The sequence below is a fragment of the Caulobacter sp. NIBR1757 genome (genome assembly GCF_027912495.1).
GTDB lineage: Bacteria > Pseudomonadota > Alphaproteobacteria > Caulobacterales > Caulobacteraceae > Caulobacter.
On sequence record NZ_CP115463.1, the window covers coordinates 1,938,821 to 1,959,249 of the forward strand.

At 70.3% G+C, this 20,429-nt stretch carries 24 protein-coding genes; 11 read left to right on the plus strand and 13 right to left on the minus strand.

The window, feature by feature from the left end; all coding sequences use genetic code 11:
• Positions 1 to 165 precede the first annotated feature (165 nt).
• Positions 166 to 726 carry an SRPBCC family protein gene (locus O5I81_RS09490; protein WP_271068701.1) on the plus strand — a complete coding sequence of 187 codons (561 nt, stop codon included), beginning with the start codon at positions 166 to 168 and terminating at the stop codon, positions 724 to 726.
• Positions 727 to 914: 188 nt separating this feature from the next.
• On the opposite strand, the gene O5I81_RS09495 is transcribed toward O5I81_RS09490, so the two are convergent.
• From O5I81_RS09495 to O5I81_RS09510, 4 genes are all read right to left on the minus strand, one after another.
• Positions 915 to 1,856 carry a prephenate/arogenate dehydrogenase family protein gene (locus O5I81_RS09495; RefSeq protein ID WP_271068702.1) on the minus strand — a complete coding sequence of 314 codons (942 nt, stop codon included), beginning with the start codon at positions 1,854 to 1,856 and terminating at the stop codon, positions 915 to 917.
• Positions 1,853 to 2,962, minus strand: a complete 1,110-nt coding sequence (hisC, locus tag O5I81_RS09500; protein ID WP_271068703.1) for a histidinol-phosphate transaminase — start codon at positions 2,960 to 2,962, stop codon at positions 1,853 to 1,855. The genes O5I81_RS09495 and hisC overlap by 4 nt, the downstream gene beginning before the upstream one ends.
• A gap of 26 nt (positions 2,963 to 2,988) precedes the next feature.
• The gene (locus O5I81_RS09505) at positions 2,989 to 3,792 is read right to left on the minus strand and encodes a chorismate mutase (RefSeq protein ID WP_271068704.1); all 804 of its coding nucleotides are present in this window, start codon (positions 3,790 to 3,792) and stop codon (positions 2,989 to 2,991) included.
• Positions 3,793 to 3,903: 111 nt separating this feature from the next.
• A complete protein-coding gene (locus O5I81_RS09510; RefSeq protein ID WP_271068705.1) occupies positions 3,904 to 4,857 on the minus strand; it encodes a DUF2125 domain-containing protein in 954 nt (317 codons plus the stop codon).
• 26 nt (positions 4,858 to 4,883) lie between these two features.
• Here O5I81_RS09510 and O5I81_RS09515 point away from each other — a divergent pair, with 26 nt between their 5' ends.
• Entirely contained in the window at positions 4,884 to 5,417 is a 534-nt protein-coding gene (locus tag O5I81_RS09515) for a gamma-glutamylcyclotransferase (protein ID WP_271068706.1), read from the plus strand.
• Between the two features lie 100 nt (positions 5,418 to 5,517).
• On the opposite strand, the gene O5I81_RS09520 is transcribed toward O5I81_RS09515, so the two are convergent.
• The 5 genes from O5I81_RS09520 to O5I81_RS09540 form a co-directional block, all read right to left on the minus strand.
• Positions 5,518 to 5,916 (minus strand): GNAT family N-acetyltransferase, encoded by a 399-nt coding sequence (locus O5I81_RS09520; protein WP_348637288.1) that lies wholly within the window; start codon positions 5,914 to 5,916, stop codon positions 5,518 to 5,520.
• Positions 5,917 to 6,044: 128 nt separating this feature from the next.
• Entirely contained in the window at positions 6,045 to 6,761 is a 717-nt protein-coding gene (locus O5I81_RS09525; protein WP_271068707.1) for a lysophospholipid acyltransferase family protein, read from the minus strand.
• Entirely contained in the window at positions 6,758 to 7,384 is a 627-nt protein-coding gene (locus tag O5I81_RS09530) for a YdcF family protein (protein ID WP_271068708.1), read from the minus strand. Before O5I81_RS09530 ends, O5I81_RS09525 begins: the two co-directional genes overlap by 4 nt.
• 233 nt (positions 7,385 to 7,617) lie before the next feature.
• A complete protein-coding gene (locus O5I81_RS09535) occupies positions 7,618 to 8,514 on the minus strand; it encodes an ABC transporter permease (RefSeq protein WP_271068709.1) in 897 nt (298 codons plus the stop codon).
• Positions 8,511 to 9,233: an ATP-binding cassette domain-containing protein gene (locus tag O5I81_RS09540; RefSeq protein ID WP_271068710.1), complete on the minus strand. Its 723-nt coding sequence runs from the start codon at positions 9,231 to 9,233 to the stop codon at positions 8,511 to 8,513. The genes O5I81_RS09535 and O5I81_RS09540 overlap by 4 nt, the downstream gene beginning before the upstream one ends.
• A gap of 57 nt (positions 9,234 to 9,290) precedes the next feature.
• Between O5I81_RS09540 and O5I81_RS09545 the strand changes: the two genes are divergently transcribed.
• The 7 genes from O5I81_RS09545 (at position 9,291) to O5I81_RS09575 (ending at position 15,193) form a co-directional block, all read left to right on the plus strand.
• Positions 9,291 to 10,175, plus strand: coding sequence for a DUF3426 domain-containing protein (locus O5I81_RS09545; RefSeq protein ID WP_271068711.1), 885 nt, complete (start codon positions 9,291 to 9,293; stop codon positions 10,173 to 10,175).
• Entirely contained in the window at positions 10,175 to 10,699 is a 525-nt protein-coding gene (locus O5I81_RS09550) for a phosphoribosyltransferase family protein (RefSeq protein ID WP_271068712.1), read from the plus strand. The genes O5I81_RS09545 and O5I81_RS09550 overlap by 1 nt, the downstream gene beginning before the upstream one ends.
• A 119-nt stretch (positions 10,700 to 10,818) precedes the next feature.
• Complete coding sequence (locus O5I81_RS09555) at positions 10,819 to 11,022, plus strand: hypothetical protein (protein WP_271068713.1); 204 nt, start codon at positions 10,819 to 10,821, stop codon at positions 11,020 to 11,022.
• Positions 11,023 to 11,026: 4 nt separating this feature from the next.
• On the plus strand, positions 11,027 to 12,583 hold the full coding sequence (locus tag O5I81_RS09560) for a hypothetical protein (RefSeq protein WP_271068714.1): 1,557 nt from the start codon (positions 11,027 to 11,029) through the stop codon (positions 12,581 to 12,583).
• A gap of 1 nt (position 12,584) precedes the next feature.
• Positions 12,585 to 13,550, plus strand: a complete 966-nt coding sequence (locus O5I81_RS09565) for a hypothetical protein (protein ID WP_271068715.1) — start codon at positions 12,585 to 12,587, stop codon at positions 13,548 to 13,550.
• Positions 13,547 to 14,269: a Stf0 family sulfotransferase gene (locus tag O5I81_RS09570; protein ID WP_271068716.1), complete on the plus strand. Its 723-nt coding sequence runs from the start codon at positions 13,547 to 13,549 to the stop codon at positions 14,267 to 14,269. Before O5I81_RS09565 ends, O5I81_RS09570 begins: the two co-directional genes overlap by 4 nt.
• 81 nt (positions 14,270 to 14,350) lie before the next feature.
• A complete protein-coding gene (locus O5I81_RS09575) occupies positions 14,351 to 15,193 on the plus strand; it encodes an enoyl-CoA hydratase-related protein (RefSeq protein ID WP_271068717.1) in 843 nt (280 codons plus the stop codon).
• A gap of 1 nt (position 15,194) precedes the next feature.
• On the opposite strand, the gene O5I81_RS09580 is transcribed toward O5I81_RS09575, so the two are convergent.
• The 4 genes from O5I81_RS09580 to argH are packed head-to-tail and all read right to left on the minus strand — an operon-like array spanning position 15,195 to position 19,074.
• Positions 15,195 to 16,106 (minus strand): aminoglycoside phosphotransferase family protein, encoded by a 912-nt coding sequence (locus O5I81_RS09580; RefSeq protein ID WP_271068718.1) that lies wholly within the window; start codon positions 16,104 to 16,106, stop codon positions 15,195 to 15,197.
• Positions 16,103 to 17,374, minus strand: a complete 1,272-nt coding sequence (gene lysA / locus O5I81_RS09585; RefSeq protein ID WP_271068719.1) for a diaminopimelate decarboxylase — start codon at positions 17,372 to 17,374, stop codon at positions 16,103 to 16,105. Before lysA ends, O5I81_RS09580 begins: the two co-directional genes overlap by 4 nt.
• Positions 17,375 to 17,668 (minus strand): hypothetical protein, encoded by a 294-nt coding sequence (locus tag O5I81_RS09590; RefSeq protein ID WP_271068720.1) that lies wholly within the window; start codon positions 17,666 to 17,668, stop codon positions 17,375 to 17,377.
• Positions 17,665 to 19,074, minus strand: coding sequence for an argininosuccinate lyase (gene argH, locus O5I81_RS09595; RefSeq protein WP_271068721.1), 1,410 nt, complete (start codon positions 19,072 to 19,074; stop codon positions 17,665 to 17,667). Before argH ends, O5I81_RS09590 begins: the two co-directional genes overlap by 4 nt.
• On the opposite strand from argH, the gene O5I81_RS09600 reads away from it, so the two are divergent.
• Both O5I81_RS09600 and O5I81_RS09605 read left to right on the plus strand, forming a co-directional pair.
• A complete protein-coding gene (locus O5I81_RS09600) occupies positions 19,075 to 19,692 on the plus strand; it encodes a TlpA disulfide reductase family protein (protein WP_271068722.1) in 618 nt (205 codons plus the stop codon).
• The gene (locus O5I81_RS09605; protein ID WP_271068723.1) at positions 19,692 to 20,423 is read left to right on the plus strand and encodes a GNAT family N-acetyltransferase; all 732 of its coding nucleotides are present in this window, start codon (positions 19,692 to 19,694) and stop codon (positions 20,421 to 20,423) included. The genes O5I81_RS09600 and O5I81_RS09605 overlap by 1 nt, the downstream gene beginning before the upstream one ends.
• Positions 20,424 to 20,429 lie beyond the last annotated feature (6 nt).

A 20,429-nucleotide genomic window follows, 5' to 3' on the forward strand; every position in this document is an offset into this window, starting at 1 on the left:
TGCAGATCATGGTCAGGGCTTTGCGGGCCACGGCGGTCTCTCCTTGAGGGCGCGGCGGGTAACACGGGATTCTCAGCTTCGCCAAGCGCCAAATTCGCGGCTGTCTCCATCCGCCCGGGGTGTGCCTTCGTAGCTACACCGTCAGGTCGGGGCCGGGAGAGACAGATGCGACCGATGACGCTTGGACTATCACTGGCCCTGCTGGCGGGGGTGGCGACCGCCGCGCCGGCGCCGCCATCCGCCGAAAAGACGCTGGCGGCCGGCAGGCCCTGGGTGAGCGTCACGCCATCCGGAGATGCGGCCTTCATCCATGGCGCCATCGATATCGACGCCTCGCCCCGACAGGTCTGGGCCGTGCTGGTGGACTGCGCGCAGGCGAAAAAGGTGATCTCCAACCTGACGGTCTGCCGGGTGGTGGAGAAGGGCGCGACCTGGGACGTGCGCGAGCAGGTCAGCAAGGGTAACATGTTCGTGCCGACGATCCGCAACCTGGTGCGGGCCGACTACACGCCCTACAGCCGGATCACCTTCCGGCGGACCGGCGGCGACCTGAAGGTCATGCAGGGCGAGTGGCGGCTGGAGCCGCGCGGCCGCGGCACGCGGCTGATCTACGAGAACCGAGTGGCCGCCGACATCAAGCTGCCGGCCGAGGTGGTGCGGGCCGGGATGAAGACCGACTGCAGCAAGGTGCTGGTCAATCTGCGCAAGGCCGTGACGGGGAAGTGATCCCTGTCCCGCTTGTCGGGAGAGGGTGGCCGCGAAGCGGTCGGGTGAGGGCAGGACCGGCTTCTGACGATTGGCGACTGCTCTGATCGCGCCAGAACAGGGACTTTCAGGATGGGCCGGCGCTGCCCTCATCCGACCCCCTTCGGGGGCCACCTTCTCCCGACAAGCGGGAGAAGGGCGCTGCGCTTTCAGTGCTTGCCGCGATCCCGGCCGAAGTTGGGTTCGGGGCTTTCCTGGCCGAGCGCGATGACGCCGCGGCGGATTTCGCGGGTTCTCGTGAACAGCTCGTGCAGCTTCTCCGCCTCGCCCCAGCGGATGGCGCGGGAGAGGGCCTGCAGGTCTTCGGTGAAGCGGCCGAGAACGTCGAGGACGGCCTCGCGGTTGGCGACGAAGATGTCGCGCCACATGGTCGGGTCGGAGGCGGCGATGCGGGTGAAGTCGCGGAAGCCGCCGGCCGAGTATTTCATCACCTCGGCCTGGGTGACCTCCTCCAGGTCGGCGGCGGTGCCGACGATGTTGTAGGCGATCAGGTGAGGCAGGTGGCTGGTGACGGCCAGGACCAGGTCGTGGTGGCGCTCGTCCATCTGCTCGACCTGGGCCCCGAGGGTGCGCCAGAAGCTGGCCAGCTTCGCCACGGCCAGGGCGTAGGCGTCGTCGTGGCGGGCGGCGATGGGGGTGAGGATGGTCCAGCGGTCCTGGAACAGTTCGGCGAAGCCGGCGTCGGGGCCGGACTGTTCGGTGCCGGCGATCGGGTGGCCGGGGATGATGTGGACGCCGACCGGGGCGGCGGCCTGCATGGCCTCGGAGACGCTGCCCTTGACCGAGCCGACGTCGGAGATGGTCGCGCCGGCCTTCAGGTGCGGGGCGATGGTGGCCATGACATCGGCGACGGCCAGCACCGGCGTGGCGAAGATCACCAGGTCGGCGGTCTCGACGGCCTTGCCGAGGTCGGCTTCGACGGCGTCGGCGATGCCGAGGGCGGCGACGCGGTCGAGGACGGTCTGGCTGATGTCGGCGACGGTGATGTGGCCGGCGGCCTTGTATTCGCGGGCGGCGCGGACGACCGAGGAGCCGATCAGCCCGCAGCCGATGACGGTCAGGCGTTCGAAGACGGGCAGCGGCGTGGTCATTTGCCCATGAACTCCGCCAGGCCCTCGACGACCGCGCGGTTGTGCTCTTCCAGGCCGATGGTGATGCGCAGATGGTTCACGAGGCCGTAGTTGCCGACGCCCCGGGTCAGCAGGCCCTTGGTGGCCAGGAAGCCCTCGGCCTCGACGGCGGTCTTGCCGGAGACCTCCGGGAAACCGACCAGGACGAAGTTGGCGGCGCTGGGCACGACGTCGAGGCCAAGACCGTTGATCTGCTGGGTCAGCCAGGGGCGCCATTGCTCGACCAGGGCCACCGAGCGGGCGGCGAAGGCCTCGTCCTTGAGGGCGGCGACGGCGGCCAGCTGGGCCGGGATGTTGACGTTGAAGGGCAGGCGGATGCGGTCCACCGCGTCGGCCATCTCGGCCGGCATATAGCCCCAGCCGACGCGCAGGGCGGCCAGGCCATGAATCTTGGAGAAGGTGCGGGTCACCACGATGTTGTGGGCATTGCGCGCCAGACCGAGACCATCCTCGAAGCGCGGGTCGGTGTTGAACTCGGCATAGGCGCCGTCGAGCACCAGAACGACGCTGGGCGGCAGGCCCTCGTGCAGGCGGCGGACCTCGTCTGCGTCGATCCAGGTGCCGGTCGGGTTGGCCGGATTGGCCAGGAAGATCAGGCGGGTGCGCTCATCGACGGCCTCCAGCATGGCGTCGACGTCGATGGTGAAGTTCTTCTCGGGAACGTACTTCACGACCCCGCCGCAGGCGTGCGTGCCTATGGCGTAGGCGGCGAAGCCGTGCGCGCCCTGGATCATGTTGTCGCCGGGCTCGAGGAAGGTCTGGTTGAGCAGCTGGAAGATCTCGTCCGAGCCGCAGCCGAACAGCAGGCGCTCTGGCTCCAGATTGTATTTCTCGGCGACGGCGGCGCGCAGGATGTCGGCGCGGCCGGCCGGGTAGAGGTTCAGCTTGCCGGCGGCCTCGGCATAGGCGGCGCGGGCCTCGTCGGAGCAGCCGAGGATGTTCTCGTTGGCCGACAGCTTGATGGGGCTGGCGACGCCCTCGGCCGCGGCCTTGCCGGGCTTGTAGGGGGCGATGTCCAGGATGCCGGGCTTGGGAACGGGACGGGGCGCGGCGAAACGGTCGGTCATAGCAGGTCCTTCTGGAGGCCCGCGTCTTACACGTCGAACGGCTCGGGTGCAGCCCCGATGACGCCGGAAAGTCGTCCGGGGGCGCGGGCGAGGCGTTCGTCGTCCTTCTGGTAGAAGCCGGCCAGGGTGAACAGCTTGAGGCCGCCCGACTGCATCATCGGGGCGGCGGCGACGCCGTCACGGCTGAGGGCGTTGATGATCTCTCCGGCGCCGAGCGGGGAATCGGTGACCCACAGGGTCTGGTCGGCCCCGGTCGGCTCGACCGGCACGGCGCCGACGGCCAGGGCCCGGGTCGGACCCCATTGGGCCAGGCAGGGCAGGGTGGCGAACACCCGGATCTCGGGTTCGGCCAGCAGGCGGCCCCACCAGCTGGAATCGGAGGTCAGGGCCAGGACACCGACGCCGCCCAGCTGGCGGGCGCCGGCCAGGGCGTCCTCGGGTTTCGTCACCATGGTCACCGGCGGGGCGACGCCGAAGCGCTGGCGGGCGGCTTCCAGGGTCTGGGCCTCGGCGCGGCCGCCCCAGACGGTGACGTGGAACGGGCCCTGGCGCGACAGGCTGTCGGCGATCAGTTCGCGCCAGACGCGGACCACCAGGCCGGGGCCGGCGACAGGATTTTCGCGCTGGATCTTCTTGCGGATGACCTGGGCTTCGCGGGACGGGCGCAGGCCGAACTTGAACTCGCCGCCGGCCGCCTTCTTGGCCTCGGCGACGGCGGCGGCCAGGGACGAGCGCTCGTCGATCAGGCGCAGCAGTTCGGCATCGACCTCGTCGATGCGGGCGCGGACCGCTTCAAGGGATGGCGGCGCTGTTGGTGTGTCCCGACCCATTTGTTCCTCAAACTCGTAGTTCGGGCCTAAAGCCATGCGGCCGGGGACGCAATAGGCGGCAAGCGGCGCAAGAATCTTGCGCCGCTTTTGCCACAGGCTTCACCACACCCCCTACCAGACTCTCGGTGAGGGGCCGACTTCCAACGGGCCGATGCGGGCCTTGCCATCCGACAGGCTGACGCGGCCCTGCAGGGCCTGGCCGCTGCCGGTCAGGTCGCCGAGGGTGGCGTCGAGGTCGCCGCTCAGGCGGCCGTTGGCGTCGGGGGTCAGGGTGCCGGCCTTGGCCGACAGCTTCGCCGCGCCGCCACTGACCGACGCCTGGCGCACCTGGATGACCCCGCCCTTGGCGGCCCAGGCGCGGGCGGCGGCTTCCCAGTCCTCGCCGGCCAGCGCGGACATCTTCGTCAGGGTCAGGTCGAGGTCCATGTCGACGAGGCCGCCCTCGGTGGCGCGGGCGGCCAGGCCCTCAAGGGCCATGCGGGCGCCGCCGATGTGGAGGAGGACGCCGCCGAGGTCGTCGGGCCCGGCCATGATCTTCAGGTTCAGCTGCCGGGCCGCCGACAGGAAGTAGGGCTTGGCGCCGGCCTCCGGGGCGAAGGTCAGTTCGACGCCCTCGAGCATGATGCTGGGCGGATGCTTGTCGAAGTCGGCGAGGGAGGCGCGCATGGCCTTGCCCTGAACGATGACCGCGCCGCCGTCGGGACGGGTGAAGGTCAGGCCCTGCGGCGCGACCAGCACCCAGTGGTCGAGGCGGTAGATGTAGGCTTCGCCCTTGATCAGCGGCGCGGTGAGCTGCCAGCCGGAGGGTTCGGAGACGGCGGCGTCCTTCAGGTTGACGTCGAGGCGGAAGGGAAAGCCGCTGACCGTGCGCTCGCTCCAGGTCAGGCGGTAACCCTTGTCGGCCAAGGTCTTGGCGGTGTCGTCCATCCGCCGCATGGCCTCGCCGCGCAGGTACCACCAGCCGCCCGACCAGGCGGCGATGACGATGGCGGCCAGCAGGAAGGGGATGAAGGGCCCACGGCGTTTGCGGCGCGGTGCGGGATCGGGCAGGGTCGTCTCTGACAAAGGGCGCTCTTTTTCAGGTCGGCTTAATGGACAGTGCGGGCGGCGAAGGCCGTTGGGTGTTCGGGTATGGATCGCTGATGTGGCGGCCCGGGTTCCCGTTTGTAGAGCGAAAGGGCGCGGTTCTCCACGGCCGGAGACGGGCGTTCTGCATCTATTCGGTGCATCACCGGGGGACGTACGAGCGGCCGGGCCTGGTGCTGGGCCTGGCGCCCGGCGGGGCGACGCGGGGGGCGGCGTATCGCGTGGCCGAGGACGCCTGGCCGGAGGTCTATGCATACCTGAGGGAGCGGGAGCAGCCGACGGAGACCTATGTCGAGGCCTGGCGTGAGGTGCGGCTGGACGGGGGGCTGAGGGCGCCGGCGCTGGTCTTCCTGTCGGACAAGGGGCATCGGCAGTGGGCCGGGGATCTGAGCCTGGAGCGGCAGGCGGAGCTGATTCACGGGGCGGTCGGGCTGTCGGGGCGGAACGAGGATTACCTGACCGACCTGGTGGAACACCTGCGGGCCGAGGGGATCCGGGACGAGGGGATGGAGCGGTTGCTGAGGATGGTGGAGGGGTAACCGCCGACGGTGGGGAGATACGGGGACACTATACCTATCTCGGTCACGGACCGTGCGGCCGCCGTGATCTCGGATGAGATAGGTATAGTGTCCCCGTATCTCAGAGCGACTTCCCCATCATCAAGAGCGGCACCGGCTCACCCGCGCGGTCGTCGTGGAAGGCTTCGATGGGGTGATAGCCGCAGGCTTCGTAGAGGGGCTTGCCGGACATCGTGGCGACGAGTTCGACCTTGCTGAAGCCGGCGGATCTGGCGGCGTCTTCGCAGAGCGACAGGATCAGGCGGGCGACGCCGCGGCGTTCGAAGCCGGGGGCGGTGTACATGGCGCGGATTTTGGCGGCGTCATGGGCGGGGTCGAGGATGGCGGCATCCCGGCCCGGGGAATGGTCGCCGCCATGGGTGGTGGCGCGCCGGCTCCAGCCGCCGCAGCCGGCGATCTCTCCGCCGTCCTCGACAATGAAGTAGCCGCCGTCGGCGATCAGCTGGCTGTCGAGGCCCATCAGCTTGCGGCTGGCCTCGAGCTGGGCGGGCGTGAGGACGGCGGCTAGGTGGACGTCGATGGCGTCGGCGATGACGGCGATCAGGGCCGGGATATCGGCTTCGACAGCCAGGCGGTGGGCGAGGGCGCTCAGAGGCCTTCTTCCAGCAAGCGGTTGCAGGCGGTCTCGATGGAGGTTTCCAGCTGGCGCATGAAGTCGGCGCGCTTGAGGCCGGGCGGGATGGGCGGCTGGAACTCGAAGACGATGGTTCCCGGGGCCATGATGAAGCCCTTGGCGACGTTCCAGTGTCGGCCGGTGTTAAGCGCCAGGGGCGTTACCGGCAGCTCAAGTTCGCGGTAGAGGGCGGCGATGCCGGGTTTGTAGTCGCCGGCGTCACCCGGCTCCTTGCGGGTGCCTTCCGGGAAGATGACCAGCTGGCGGTCTTCCAGCATGCGTTCCTTGGAGTCGGTGACCAGTTTGCGCAGGGCGGCCGAATGGCCTTCGCGATCGACGACGATCATCTGCGAGCGCAGGGCCCACCAGCCGAAGAAGGGGATGCTGACCAGTTCCTTCTTCAGCACGAAACAGGCGTCGGGCAGGAAGGCGAAGGCACCGAAGATATCGAACATCCGCTGGTGCTTGGTGGCGATCAGGGCGGCGCCGACGGGCAGGTGCTCACGGCCGCGAACCTCGACCTTCACGCCGCAGATGGCGCGCAACATCAGGGTGACCAGCTTGCCCCAGAAATTCATCACCGCCATCAGCGGCTTGCGGGGGCCGAGCAGCAGGGGGGAGAGGCCGATCGCGAGGATGGCCGAGACCCCATAGAAGACGACCAGGAAGATCAGCGAGCGGAAGACGTTCAATTCGTCTTTTCCTTGGATGGTGGGTCAGCGTCGGGCGTTTTGCGCAGCAGGCCCATGACAGATTCCTGCACCAGCACCGCCAGGTATTTGCAGTATTCCAGGGTCAAGCGGCGCATCTGGGTCTGGTCGCGCCACCATTTGCCGGCGTCCACGGCATCGGTCTTGACCGGGTAGGGGATCAGCTTGGTCCCGGGCATCTGGCCGCGCAGCTCCAGCATCGAGCGGGGCATGTGGTAGTCGGCGGTGACGACGATCACCTGTTTGAAGCTGTGCTTCTCGGCCCAGGCGGCGATCTCCTGGGCGTTGCCCTTGGTGTCGGCGGCCTCGAAGCCGAGGTCGACGCAGCACTGGTAGATCGGCTTCCAGGCGCCGGTGACGTCCAGCAGGTCCTCGCGGGTGACCTCGGTGTTGACGCCGCTGACCAGCAGCCGCTTGCCCTTGCCCTCCTCAAGCAGGCGGACGGCGACCTTGATGCGCTCGGTCGAGGCGCCGGTCAGCACGGCGACGGCGTCCGACACCGGCGGTTCGGCGGCGGGCGTCAGCTTGTCGATACGGCCAGCGAAGGCCAGCAGGCCGACGAACCAGACCACGACGACGATGAGCAGCAGGGACAGGCGGCGCATGGGGCTGTTCTATCGGGTTCCGTGGCGCTGTGAAGGCCGGGGCGCGGAGTCCGTTAACGATGCGGACGATCATTGTATCATGATCTTGCGCGATGCAAGGCGATCGAGGTATAATAAAGTCAATAAAATCAATTTGTTAGTGTGGGTGGTCGGGTTGCGGTGATGCGGAGTCCAGGTGGGTGACGGCGCCGGGCCGGTGTGGGTGATTGTGCCGGGATTTGGCCGGTCTGGCGTCAGCCCAACTGTTTGAGGATGGCGGCGGCGGCCAGGCGGGCGGCGATAGCGGCGGTGAGGGCGGCCAGCAGGGGGGCGGGGAGGACGGCCAGCAGGTCGATCCAGGCCAGCGGCAGGACGGGGGTCAGGCCCTGGCCGCCGCCGGCCAGGCGGGCGAGGGCGGCGACCGCCGCCGCGCCGCCGGCCCCGAACACCCCGGCGATGCCGGCGGCGATGGCGAAGCGGGTCTGGAACAGGCGGGCGACGAAGCCGGTCTCGGCCCCGGAGAGGTGAAGCACCTCGATGACGTCGCGGTGGGCGGCGAGGCCGGCGCGGGTGGCGAAGCCGATGACGGCGGTGGCGGCGGCGATGATCAACAGGCAGATGGCCAGGGCCGACCAGCGGGCGACGCCTGCGGCGCGCTTGATGTCATCGATCCAGACGCTGTGGTCATCGACCTTGGCATCGACCCCGGCGGCTTTCAGGGCGCGGTCGAGGTCGATGGCCTTGGCGGGCGCCTTGGGGTCGAGATCGACAGTGACCAGGCGCGGGACCGGCAGGTCGTCGATCAGGGCCTCGCGGCCGAGCCAGGGTTCGAGCAGGGCCTCGGCCTTTTCCTTTTCGAGCGCGCGGGCTTCGCTGACGCCCTTCACCCCGGCCAGCACCTCGGCGGCGCGGGCGGCGGCGGCGTCAGGGGTCTCGGCGCCGTGCGGCTGGATGACGACGGTGGCGCTGTCGGAAAGCTGGCTGGTCCAGCCGCGGGCGGCGCGGTCGGCGGCCAGGGCCCCGATGGAGGTCAGGCAGGCGAGGAAGCAGAGGACGGCGACGACGAAGATCAGGGCCCCGTCGCGGGCGTCGCGGCGCGGCAGCAGGGGGCCGGGGCGCCAGCGGGCGGGGTCGAACATGGCATCGCTCATCGCTCGCCGCTCCGGCCGTAGGCGAGCAGGCGGCCGCCGTCGAGGTGCAGCACCGGCTGGCCGCTGCGGGCGACGAGGTCCTCGTCGTGGGTGGCGATCAGCACCGTCGTGCCCAGCCGGTTGAGTTCGACGAACAGGCGCAGGATGCGCAGGGCGTGGCCGTGATCGACGTTGCCGGTCGGCTCGTCGGCGAGAAGGATGTCCGGGCGGCCGACGACGGCGCGGGCGATGGCCAGGCGTTGTTTCTCACCGCCTGACAGGGTGGCGGGCAGGGCGTGCTGACGGGCCTTGAGGCCGACCCAGCTCATCAGCTCGGCGACGTCGGCGCGGTACTTCTCCGGCCTGCCGCCGGCGATGCGCAGGGGCAGGGCGCAGTTGTCGAAGGCGCTGAGGTGTTCGAGCAGGCGGAATTCCTGGAACACCACGCCGATGCGGCGGCGCAGGAAGGGGCGGTCGGCGGGGGCGATCTGGTCGATGTCGCGGCCGAACATCTCGATGCGGCCTCTGGACGCACGCTCGGCCATGTAGATCAGCTTCAGCAGGCTGGACTTGCCGGCCCCCGAGGCGCCGGTCAGGAAGTGGAAGGAGCCCGGCGCCAGCTCGAAATTGATGTCCCGCAGCACCTCGGCCGAACGGCCATAGCGCATGCCGACGCCGGAGAAGCGCAGGGTCGGCCCAGCGGGCAAATCGCTCGTGTAGGCGTTGCGGTCAGTGGACATGGGAGCCGGAATCGGCGACCTCACATAGAGTTGCGGGAGCGGACCGATTCGCCGGCCATGATACTGACCTGCCCAGAGTGCGCTACCCGATATTTCGTCGGCGACGATCAGGTCGGCGCGACCGGTCGAACTGTCAAGTGCAAGGCTTGCGGTCACCGGTGGACCGCGCGTGCGGAACCCGATCTCGACCTGTCGATCAGCGGTGAAGAAGGCGCGATCGGCGTCGAGCCCTCGACCCTCACCCCCGAGCCGGCGCCGCTGGTCGAACTGCCCGGCGAGGAGCTTCCCAAGGTGTTCCGGGCCAAGGCCCAGAGCGAACGGCGGGTGCGCGAGGCGGCGACGACGGGGATCGTCTGGGCCGGGATGACGGCGATGCTGATCGTGCTGGGCATCGGGGCCGTGGTCGGCCGCGAGTCGGTGGTGCGGATCTGGCCGAAATCGGCGTCCGCCTATGCGGCCATGAATCTGGACGTGAATATCATCGGGCTGGAGATCGAGGACATCCGCTTTGAGCCGGCCCTGCAGGACGGCCATGCGGCGCTGTCGGTGACGGGGGTGATCCGCAATATCCGCAGCCATCCGGTCGATGCGCCGCCGCTGCAGATCAGCCTGATCAACAAGCAGCAGAAGCGGGTGATGGCCAAGATCGCCCAGGCCGCCGACCCGGTGATCCCGGCCGGCGAGACCCGCCACTTCGCGGTCGTGCTGCTCGACCCGCCGAAGACGGCGGCGCAGATCGAGGTCGGCTTCGTCACCGACAAGGGAACGGTGGCGGCGCGGCCCAAGCCCAAGCATGTCCCGGCCCCGAAGCCGCAGGCCCCGGCCCTGCGCGGCCCGGCCGAGCCCGGTCCGGTCAGCGCCGAGGAAGCCACGCCCCTCGATCCGCACGACCCCAACGCCCTGCCGGCCGCGGCCGGCGAACCGGCCAAGGAACACCACTGATGAGCGCGACGCCGACCGTTCTGATCTCGGAGGCCGAGATCGCGACGGCGGTCGAGGCCCTGGCCGCCCAGATCGCGCCGCGCATCGACGACGACACGGTGGCCATCTGCCTGCTGACCGGCGGCATCTGGTTCGCCGCCGACCTGACCCGGGCCCTGGCGCGGCTTGGGCGGATGGTCCATTTCGACGCCCTGTGGCTGTCGTCCTACAAGGACGCGCGGGCGTCCTACGGGCGGTGTGAGGTCCGGGCCGACCTGCAGCGGCCGGTGCTGGGCCGCAAGACCCTGATCCTGGACGATGTGTTCGACACGGGACTGTCGCTCAGCGAGGCGGCGCGGCTGACGAAGGACGCCGGGGCGTCTGAGGTGCTGACGGCGGTATTCGCCCGCAAGCCCTGGCCGACGGAGCGGGCGCTGGTTCCGGACTTCGTGGCCTGGGAAGCGCCGGCGCGGTTCCTGGTCGGCTATGGGCTGGACGTGGCCGGGACGATGCGCGGGCTGCCGTATATCGGGGCGATGGACTGACGGTTCTTCGGTCGATCAGCATGGTTGCGGGACAGTTGACCTTGTCTGCACATTTTGGGGTTGCATCTCGAGGAATGTGACCCCCAGTATTCGATCTCCAACCCTGAGGAGACCGAAAGATGGACAACACCCATACGATCACCCGCCTCGATGCGCGGCTGCAAGCTCTGGAGGCGGCCCTGGTCGCGCGACGGGATGCCGAGGGCGCCAAGCCGATCATGATGAAGGATCCGGGGTCGGTCGACTTCAACGGCGGTTTCGGCGGCGGCAAGAGCCCCGGCGGCGAAGATGCGCTGAACGCCCAGCCGTGGATCCGCCAATAGCGAAATGCTGAAGGCGTCCATTCGCTACGACGATCTGAAGGCCCCGGTCGAGTTGCTCGACGGGGGCTTTCTTTTTGGGGACAGCCGGATCGAGCCGTTCGGCCACCGGCTGTTGCGCTCGGAGGCGCTGATCGGGCCCGGGCGACGGGCGGTCATCGTCCGCGAACGGCTGGCCGATGACCAACGGCCGGCGGCGGAGGCGCGCAGGCTGGACGACGCCGGGGTCGAGGCGGCCCTGGCGGCGCTGGAGGCCTATCCGCTGGACTGGCTCAGCGTCGTCTGGGACCCGGCCGGACGGGCCGTCCGGTTCGCCTGTTCCCACTGGGGGCTGGCGCCGATCTACCTGCGGGGCGACTCCGACCAGGTAACGGCCAGCTGGAGCCCGAGCGAGTTGCTGGTTCCGGGCGAGCTGCCGGTGGATGCGGTCGCGGCCTCGCGGTTTCTGGCTGGCAGCGCCTGCTACGGCGCCGAGACGATGGTGGCGGGTCTGCGGCGGCTCACGGCGGCTTCGACGATTGCGGCCGAGCCAGGCAGGCTGGCGGTGCGCTATCCGCCGTCCAGTCCGGGGGTGACGCCGGCGGACGTGGCGGCCGGCGAGGACCCGGTCACGCTGCTGCTGGACGCGACGGCGGCCCTGATGGAGCTGCGGCCGCTGCGGCCCGACCGCACCGCCGTCGAGATCAGCGGCGGCATGGACTCGGCGATCACCAGTCTTGTCGCCGCCCGCGCCTTCGGACCCGGCCTGCTGAGCTATGGCGCCGTGTTCGAAGGCGACATGGGCCGTGACCAGGTCGCCCGGCGCAACCTGATCGTCGGCACGGGCGGGATGGCCGATCTGGCCGTGCCGGCGGCGCGGCTCGCGCCCTATGGCGTGACCAGCCCTCGTCGCACGCCCCTGACCGTATGGCCGCATGACGAGAACTATCCCGAGATCTTCGAACCGATGATCGCCTTCTGCGCGGGGGCGGGAATCGACGCCCTGATCACCGGATCGGGCGGCGACGAACTCTACCCCCTCTATCCGCATGAGCGGGGCGGCGCCGCCCCCAGCGACCGCGGCAGCCTGCTGACCGAACGGGCGCGGGCCCTGCTGCCGGGAACCGGCGATGGTTATCCCTTCGCCGGGGTCCTGGAATCGGCCTGGGTGGCGGCGGCGGCGCGGTCGGAGCGGCTGCTGCGGCATGGCATCTGGCCGGTCTATCCCTTCCACAGCCGGCTGCTGACCCAGTTCACCTTCCGCCTGCCGGCGCAGCTGCGGCACGACCGGCGGCTGCATCGGATGAGCCTGACGCGGCTGACCGGCGACGCCTGTTTCGAGACCGACTACGTCAAGGAGACCTTCGGGCCGACCCTGAACATCGGCCTGGCGCGCAACCGCGAGTTCATCCAGGCCCTGGTCGCCGACGCCCGCTCGACGGCGCTGGGGCTGGTGGACGGGCCGGCCGCCGAAGCGCTGGCCGCGCGGGCGCCGGACAGCCTGAACGCCGACGAGCGTGACACCCTGTTCTTTCTGATCAACTTCGAGACCTTCGTGCGCGGCCAGCCGGCGCGGCTGGCCTGAGATGGCGGAGGCGGCGCCCGAGACCATCGCCGGCGTTTTCGAAGTCGGATCCTACGCGCTGGGGATCGACGACGGGCTCAGCGACCTGGACCTGCGGGTGGTGACCCGCGGCGTGGCGCCGGCCGAGGCGGTCGAGGCGGCTGTCTCGCTGGCGCTGGCCGGGCGGCCGGGGCTGGCGCGCGACCAGGTCGATCTGACCGTGCAGACGCTGGACGAGGCGACGGCCGAGCACCGCGCCGGGACCTCGCTGGCCTGGCAGCTGGCGGTGTCGTCGCGGGCGGTGCTGGCCGGCGACGACCTGGCGGCGGCGCTGTCGGGGCCGCCCGGCGCCTTCGACTGGCGAAGCCGGATGGCCCAGTGCGGCCGGCTGCTGCGCGAGGCGGCGCTGTTTCAGGGAGCTTCGGCGGCCGGTCAGGCCCATGACGCGGTGCTGCTCGACGCGGTGCTGTGGATGGTCGGCATGGCCTGTGGCGGGACGGCGCCCAGGCGCGAGAACTTTCTGCGGTATGGCCTTGGTTTTCCTGGGGAAGGGGTTCCAGCCCTTCCGGATCCAGACGGCCTGTTGGCGCCGTTCGCGGCGGCGGCGCGGCCGGCGCGCGGCGGACAGGGGTTCGACCGGGCCTTCCTGACGGCGGGCCGGCGGCTGCATGAGCGGGCGCTCGATTATCTGGCGCCGTTCGAGGCGGCCGCGGTCCGGCGCGAGCCGACAGCCGAGCGGGCGCGGCTGGCGCGGCGCGAGCGCCGGCTGTGCGAGTTGCTGGAGCCGTTCCTGCCAACCGGGCTGGTGCTGGTCAGCGCCCGGCCGGCGACCTACCGCGCGATCCTCGCCGGCCGGCCTGGCCTGGAACCTGTGCTGGCCATCCACGCCGCCGCCATGCGCTGGATCCAGACGACCGGACCCGATGACGAGGCCCTGCTCGACGAGGCCATGGACGGGGCGGTCCGGGCGCTGGGCGAGGACGCATGATCCTGGAGGACCTTGCCGACCTCTATGGGCCGGATTTCGACTTTCCGGAGCGGCGGGAGACGCCGACGCTGCGCTATCTGCTGGCGGTCACGCCGCGATGCGGCGGCACCTTGCTGGCGCTGGCCCTGTGGCGGACCGGGGCGCTCGGCGCGCCGCTGGAGTATCTCAACCTGCCGAGGCTGGAGGCGCTGAGGACGCGGCTGGGCGGCGGCGACCTGGAGGCCTATCTGGCCGCCCTGGCGCGGCGGCGGAGCTCGCCCAACGGCGTGTTCGGCATCAAGGTCTTCCTGACCCAGCTGCTAGAGGCGCGGCGGGGGGATGGCGATCTCCTTCGGCGGCTGGCGCCGGGAGCCTGGGTCCGGCTGCGACGGCGGGATCGGCTGGCCCAGGCGGTGTCGCTGGCCCGCGCCGAGCAGACGCAAGGCTGGGTCGGGACGGGCGCGGGGGCGGAACCGGTCTACAGCCGGGCGCTGATCGGACAGAAGGCCGACTTTCTCGAATGGCAGGACGAGGCCTGGGGCGACCTGCTGGAGGATGCCGGGGCGCCGGTCGTCACCCTCTGGTATGAGGACATCGCGTCCGATCCGGGCGCCGCGGCGTCGGCGGTGCTGGCGGCGCTGGGCCTGTCGGCGGCGGAGCCGGTGGCGCTGCCGACCCTGGCCCGCCAGCAGGACGGGCTCAGCCGCGACTGGATGGCGCGATACCGGGCCGGCGACTGACCCCACGTCATACTTGCCGTTCGCGTCAAGCGGCGACAGGCTGATGCTGTCCGGCCCGGCAGAGGCCGACGGGAGCGCGCCATGGCCTATGAAACCCTTCTCACCGAGCTGAAGGACGGGGTGTTGACCCTGACCCTGAACCGGCCCGAGCAGCTGAACGCCTACACGGCCCAGATGGGCATCGACCTGGCGGATGCCTTCGTGGCGGCGGATGAGGATGATGCGGTGCGGGTGGTGGTGGTGACCGGCGCGGGGCGGCATTTCTGCGCCGGGGCGGACATGGGGTCGGGGTCGGACAGTTTCGGCGGGGATGGCGACAAGCTGTTCGGCGCGCGCAAGGCGCCGGGGCCGAAGGGTGGATTCGTCGGAGCCATCTTCGCCTGCCGCAAGCCGTCGATCGCGGCGATCAACGGCGGGGCGGTCGGGGTGGGGGTGACCATGACCCTGCCGATGGACATCCGCATTGCCTCGGAGAAGGCCAAGTTCGGGTTCGTGTTCGCGCGGCGGGGGCTGGCGCCGGAGGCCGGGTCGGCCTGGTTCCTGCCAAGGCTGGTGGGGCTGCCGCAGGCGTTGCGGTGGTGCTACCGGGCCGATGTGTTCGATGCGCAGGAGGCTCTGCGCGGCGGGCTGGTCAGTGAGGTGACCGCGCCCGAGGACCTGCTGGCGCGGGCCCAGGAGATGGCGCGGGAGATCGCCGAAGAGACCTCGCCGGTGTCGATCGCCATGGTGCGGCAGCTGCTCTGGCGCTCGGCCGGGGAGCCGGACCTGTTCAAGGTGCTGGCGGTCGATGGGCCGGCCAACATGGCGATGGGGGCGAGCCCCGATGTGAAGGAGGGGGTGGCGGCCTTCCTCGAGAAGCGCAAGCCGGATTTCCCGGGCAAGGTCTCGCGGGATATGCCGCCCCAATACCCTTGGTGGGACTGAGCTAGGTCCAGGCCTCCGCAACCGCCAGCATGCCGGGGCCCTCCGGCAGGCCCAGCTGCAGGCAGGCCAGGCCGGTCGAGACGCGCTCTATGTAGCCCCACTGCCAGATCGGCTCTTCATTGAGGCCGGTCAGCGCGGCCAGCCGGCGGCAGCGGGCGCGGCCGCGTTGCAGCGGATCGCCGGCGAGGAGGTCGTCAGACCATTCGCGCATGGGGATGGCCAGGTCGTAGGCCGGCTCGATGATCAGGCCGTCGGGGTCGACGAACCTGTAGGAGCCCGGGTTGGCGGGGTCGGCCAGGGTGTTCCAGCCGTGGGCGTCGCCGTGGGCAAGGACGCAGGTTGCCGGGTCATGGGCTGCGGCGCGGGTTTGCGCGAAGGTGAGCGCCCTGGCGATGACCGGCTCGGGGCAGGGGCGACCGAGGGCTTCCCAGGTGGTTTCGATGAAGGCGGCGAGGTCGGCGGCCTTTTCGGGGCCGGTCATCATCGGTTCGGCGGGCAGAGGCGCGGTCCAGGCCAGGCGGAGGGTCTGGCAGATGGCGGCCATCTGGTCGTCGAGGGAAAGGCCGAGGCTGTCGAGCATGGGGCCGAGGCGTTCGAGCAGCATGGCGCGGCTAGCGGGGTCGTGGGCGATGAGGGTGGCGTAGCCTCGGCCGGCGGCGGCCTGGAAGACGCGGCGTTCGCGGTCGGTGGGGTCGGAGCCGGGGTAGGGCAGTTTCAGGACCGCGGTGGCGCCGGTGGCCTGGGTCACCTCCAGGACCAGGGCTTCGGTGCCGCCGGACATGACCGGGCCGAGGGTCAGCGACCAGGCCTTGGCGAGGTCGGTGACGGTGATGTCGAGGGTTTTCAGCCAGGCCTTCCCCGGATCGCCCTGCTGCTCGGCGCGGCGGCGGACGATGTCGGGGAGGTCGATCACAGCCAGTCGGCCGGGGCCTCGTCGGCCAGCATTTCCTCGTAGGTGGGGCGGCGGCGGATGACCGCGAACCTGTCGCCGTGGACCAGCACCTCGGGGACCAGCGGGCGGCTGTTATACTCGCTGGCCATGGCCGCGCCGTAGGCGCCGGCGCTCATGAAGGCGACGAGGTCGCCGCTGTCGAGCGAGGGCATCACCCGGTCGCGGGTGAAGGTGTCGCCGGTCTCGCAGACCGGGCCGACGACGTCGAAGGGTTCAGGCTCGGCGTTGGTGGCGGCGATCGGGCGGATGTCGTGGAAGGCGTCGTACATGGCCGGGCGCAGCAGGTCGTTCATGGCCGCGTCGAGGACCAGGAACTTGCGGCCCTCCGGGCGCTCGTGGCGGTGCAGCACCTGGGCGACCAGGACGCCGGCGTTGGCGGCGATCATGCGACCGGGCTCAAAGGCCAGCTGGACGTCCAGGTCGCCGATCACCCTGGCGATCATGGCGGCGTAGTCGGCCGGCGAGGGGGGCTCGGGCATGTTGAAGTAGGGCACGCCGAGGCCGCCGCCGAGGTCGAGGCGCTCGACGCTGTGGCCCTCGGCGCGGAGGGTCTCGACCAGGCCGCGCATCTTGCTGAAGGCCTGTTCGAAGGGGGTCAGGTCGATGATCTGGCTGCCGATGTGGCAGGCGACGCCGAGGGGATTGAGGTGCGGGTGGTCGGCCGCCTTGGCATAGAGCCTACGGGCTTCGGTAAAGGAGACGCCGAACTTGTTCTCGGCCTTGCCGGTGGCGATCTTGGCATGGCCGCCGGCCTCGACGTCCGGATTGACCCGGAAGACGACGGGGGCCTGCAGGGTCAGGCGTTCGGCGATGGCGGCAATGAGGTCGAGCTCGGGCTCGGACTCGACGTTGATCTCGGCGACGCCGGCGCGGAGGGCGAACTCGATCTCCTGCGGGCGTTTGCCGACGCCGCTGAAGACGATGCGGGAGGCGGGGATGCCGGCGGCGAGGGCGCGGCGGACTTCGCCCTCGGAGACGGTATCGGCGCCGGCGCCGAGGGCGCCGAGGACCCGCAGGACCGAGACGTTGCCGTTGGCCTTGACCGCATAGGCGATCAGCGGCTCGCCGAGGTTGGCGTGGCTGCGCAAGGCTTCGCGGAAGACGTGGAAGTGCCGTTCCAGGGTGGCCTGGCTGTAGACATAGACCGGCGTGCCCACCGCCGCGGCGATGGCGGCGAGGGAGACGTCTTCACAGTAGAGGTCGCCGGAGCGGGTCTCGAAGTGGTTCATCTATTGGGGAGGCTTGCCGAAAGGGTCGTTCGTGCCGGCGATCGGCTGCTGGCGGATGTTGGCGGTGCTGGAGGCCGGGTCGCGGACTTCCTGGTCGCTGCCGGGCTTGGCCGGCTTGTTGGCCCTTTGCGAGGCTTCGCGGCGGGCCTGCTCCTCCTTGGCGCGGACCTCGGGCGAGCGCTCGTCGGGGCCCCACATCGGGCCGGGGCGTTCGAGGTCGCCGGTCTTGCCGCAGGCGGTGAGGAGGGGCGCGGCCAGCAGGGCGGCGGCGAGGATCGCGGTGCGGAGTTTCATGACAGGATCTCTTTCCAGCGGGCGATCTGGTTGCGCACCTGATCGGGAGCGGTTCCGCCGTAGCTCTGCCGGCTGGCGGCGGAGGCGGCGGGGGTCAGCACGGAGTAAACGCCGTCGGTGATGCGCGGGTCCAGCGCCTTCAACTCAACAAGCGAAAGTTCGGGCAGGTCGACGCCCAGCTGCTCGGCCCGTTTGACGGCGGCGCCGGTCAGATGGTGGGCCTGGCGGAAGGGCAGGCCCAGCTCGCGGACCAGCCAGTCGGCGAGATCGGTGGCGGTCGAGTAGCCGGAGCCGGCGGCGGCGGCCATCTTTTCGCGGTTGGGTTCGAGGTCGGCGACCATGCCGGCCATGGCCAGCAGGGCCAGTTCGAGGCTGTCGAAGGCCTCGAAGGTGGGGACCTTGTCCTCCTGCATGTCCTTCGAATAGGTCAGCGGCAGGCCCTTCATCACGACCGTCAGGCTGGTGAAGCCGGCCAGCACGCGGCCGACCTTGGCCCGCGCCAGTTCGGCGGCGTCGGGGTTCTTCTTCTGCGGCATGATCGAGCTGCCGGTGGTGAAGGCGTCCGACAGCTTGATGAAGCCGAACTGCGGGGTCATCCACAGGACAATCTCTTCGGCCAGCCGCGAGAGGTGGGTGGCGGCGATCGAGGCGGCGGCGAGGGCTTCCAGGGCGAAGTCGCGGCTGGCCACCGAGTCGAGGCTGTTGGCGGTCGGGCGGTCGAAACCGAGGGCGGCGGCGGTCTGGTGGCGGTCGATGGGGAAGGGCGAACCGGCCAGGGCGGCGGCGCCGAGCGGGCTTTCGTTCATCCGCGTGCGGGCGTCGGCGAAGCGGGCGGCGTCGCGGCCGAACATCTCCACATAGGCCATCAGATGGTGGCCGAAGGTCACCGGTTGCGCCGGCTGCAGGTGGGTGAAGCCCGGCATCAGGGTGTCGGCATGGGCCTCGGCCTTGGCGATCAGGGCGCGTTGCAGGGCCTTCAGCTGTAGTTCGGTGCGGTCGCAGGCTTCGCGGACCCAGAGGCGGAAGTCGAGGGCGACCTGGTCGTTGCGGCTGCGGGCGGTGTGCAGGCGGCCGGAGGGCTCGCCGATCAGTTCGGCCAGCCGGGCCTCCACATTCATGTGGATGTCTTCGTATTCGTCGCGGAACGGGAAGGTCCCGGCGGCCATCTCCGCCTCGATGGTCGAAAGACCGTGCTGGATTTGCGCCTCATCCTCGCTAGATATCGCCCCCACGGCGGCCAGCATGGCGGCGTGGGCTTTCGAGCCGGCCAGGTCCTGGCTGGCGAGGCGGCGGTCGAAGCCGATGGAGACGTTGATGGCTTGCATCAGGTCCGCCGGCTTGGCGCTGAAACGCCCGCCCCACATGGCCTGGCCGGCTGAGGTGTTCTTCGAGGAGTCGTCGGTCATATGAGCGAAGTGTCCAAGGCCGGTCGGCGGCCCGATGTGATCCGGTGGGCGATAACGGTTGCCGTCCTGGTGGGCGTGCTGGCGGTTCTATATGTCATCCTGAGCGCGGTCATAGTCCCCAATGGGCCCGCGCAGCTCGAAACCTTGAAGCGCGGCAAGCTGGTGAAGATGGAAATCACCAAGGCGCCAAAGCCGGCGCCGACGGTGGCGTTCAAGGACGCGGACGGCAAGGAGGTCACCATCGCCTCGTTCAAGGGCAAGGTGACCATCGTCAACTTCTGGGCCACCTGGTGCGCCCCCTGCCTGCTGGAGATGCCGACCTTCTCGCGGCTGGCGGCGACCTATGACGGCCAGCCGGTGGCGATCGTGGCGATCAGCATCGACAAGGACGACAAGGACATGCAGGCGCGGGCCTTCATGGCCAAGAACCGGCCGCTGGCTTACTACCGCGACGCTTCGGGCTCGATGCCTTTCCTGCTCGACCCGCCGGCCCAGGGCATGCCGACGACGGTGATCTACGACAAGAAGGGCGTCGAGCGGGCGCGGGTCTCGGGCGAGGCCGACTGGAGCGGGCCCGAGGCCATGGAGCTGGTGCGCTCGCTGCTGCAGGAGCCGTAGTGGACGCTGAGGCCATCGAGGCGCTGGAGCGGATCGCCGACCGGGCCTGGCCGGCGGCCGAGCGGTCGAGCCTGGGGTCGTGGATCCTGAATGCCTCGACCGGCTGGTCGGGACGATTGAACGCCTGCTGGCCCCTGGGCGAGCCGCCCTTGCCGCTGGGCGAGGCGGTGGCGGCGGTCGAGGCCTGGTATGCGGCGCGCGGCTTGCCGCCGGTGTTCAAGCCGGCCGGGCCGCTGCCGGCCCTGGAGGCCGAGCTGGCGGCGCGCGGCTATCGGGCGCGGACGCCGACCCTGATGATGGTCGCCGATATTCCGCAGGTGACGCGGCCCGGCCGGGTGTCGGTGGCCGATACGGTCGGGGAGGCCTTCGAGCGGGTGTTCCTGGGCACGCAGGATAACCCGGAGGACGCCGCCGAGCGGATGGGGGCCTTCCACCGGATCGCGCGGCCGCGGGTGTTCGCCAGTATCGAGGTCGACGGGGCGCCGGTGGCCATCGGCGGCTCGGCGGTCGAGGGCGACTGGGCCGGGGTGTTCGGGATGCGGACGCTGGCGGCTTATCGGCGGCAGGGGCTGGCGCAGGATATCGTCGCGGCCTTGATGAAGGGTGCGCGCGCGGCGGGGGCCTCCAGGGCCTATCTGCAGGTCGAGGCGCCCAACGCACCGGCCATCGCGCTTTATGAGCGGTTCGGGTTCGCCACCGCGTTCGCCTACACCTATTGGTCTCGGGGCTAGCTCCAC

What these genes read in the sequence shown, in the direction of transcription:
- O5I81_RS09490 (WP_271068701.1), top strand. Translation starts at nt 166, where the DNA reads ATGCGACCGATGACGCTTGGACTATCACTGGCCCTGCTGGCGGGGGTG.
- O5I81_RS09495 (WP_271068702.1), bottom strand. Translation starts at nt 1,856, where the DNA reads ATGACCACGCCGCTGCCCGTCTTCGAACGCCTGACCGTCATCGGCTGC.
- hisC (WP_271068703.1), bottom strand. Translation starts at nt 2,962, where the DNA reads ATGACCGACCGTTTCGCCGCGCCCCGTCCCGTTCCCAAGCCCGGCATC.
- O5I81_RS09505 (WP_271068704.1), bottom strand. Translation starts at nt 3,792, where the DNA reads ATGGGTCGGGACACACCAACAGCGCCGCCATCCCTTGAAGCGGTCCGC.
- O5I81_RS09515 (WP_271068706.1), top strand. Translation starts at nt 4,884, where the DNA reads ATGGACAGTGCGGGCGGCGAAGGCCGTTGGGTGTTCGGGTATGGATCG.
- O5I81_RS09520 (WP_348637288.1), bottom strand. Translation starts at nt 5,916, where the DNA reads ATGGGCCTCGACAGCCAGCTGATCGCCGACGGCGGCTACTTCATTGTC.
- O5I81_RS09530 (WP_271068708.1), bottom strand. Translation starts at nt 7,384, where the DNA reads ATGCGCCGCCTGTCCCTGCTGCTCATCGTCGTCGTGGTCTGGTTCGTC.
- O5I81_RS09535 (WP_271068709.1), bottom strand. Translation starts at nt 8,514, where the DNA reads ATGAGCGATGCCATGTTCGACCCCGCCCGCTGGCGCCCCGGCCCCCTG.
- O5I81_RS09540 (WP_271068710.1), bottom strand. Translation starts at nt 9,233, where the DNA reads ATGTCCACTGACCGCAACGCCTACACGAGCGATTTGCCCGCTGGGCCG.
- O5I81_RS09545 (WP_271068711.1), top strand. Translation starts at nt 9,291, where the DNA reads ATGATACTGACCTGCCCAGAGTGCGCTACCCGATATTTCGTCGGCGAC.
- O5I81_RS09550 (WP_271068712.1), top strand. Translation starts at nt 10,175, where the DNA reads ATGAGCGCGACGCCGACCGTTCTGATCTCGGAGGCCGAGATCGCGACG.
- O5I81_RS09555 (WP_271068713.1), top strand. Translation starts at nt 10,819, where the DNA reads ATGGACAACACCCATACGATCACCCGCCTCGATGCGCGGCTGCAAGCT.
- O5I81_RS09560 (WP_271068714.1), top strand. Translation starts at nt 11,027, where the DNA reads ATGCTGAAGGCGTCCATTCGCTACGACGATCTGAAGGCCCCGGTCGAG.
- O5I81_RS09565 (WP_271068715.1), top strand. Translation starts at nt 12,585, where the DNA reads ATGGCGGAGGCGGCGCCCGAGACCATCGCCGGCGTTTTCGAAGTCGGA.
- O5I81_RS09570 (WP_271068716.1), top strand. Translation starts at nt 13,547, where the DNA reads ATGATCCTGGAGGACCTTGCCGACCTCTATGGGCCGGATTTCGACTTT.
- O5I81_RS09575 (WP_271068717.1), top strand. Translation starts at nt 14,351, where the DNA reads ATGGCCTATGAAACCCTTCTCACCGAGCTGAAGGACGGGGTGTTGACC.
- lysA (WP_271068719.1), bottom strand. Translation starts at nt 17,374, where the DNA reads ATGAACCACTTCGAGACCCGCTCCGGCGACCTCTACTGTGAAGACGTC.
- O5I81_RS09590 (WP_271068720.1), bottom strand. Translation starts at nt 17,668, where the DNA reads ATGAAACTCCGCACCGCGATCCTCGCCGCCGCCCTGCTGGCCGCGCCC.
- argH (WP_271068721.1), bottom strand. Translation starts at nt 19,074, where the DNA reads ATGACCGACGACTCCTCGAAGAACACCTCAGCCGGCCAGGCCATGTGG.
- O5I81_RS09600 (WP_271068722.1), top strand. Translation starts at nt 19,075, where the DNA reads ATGAGCGAAGTGTCCAAGGCCGGTCGGCGGCCCGATGTGATCCGGTGG.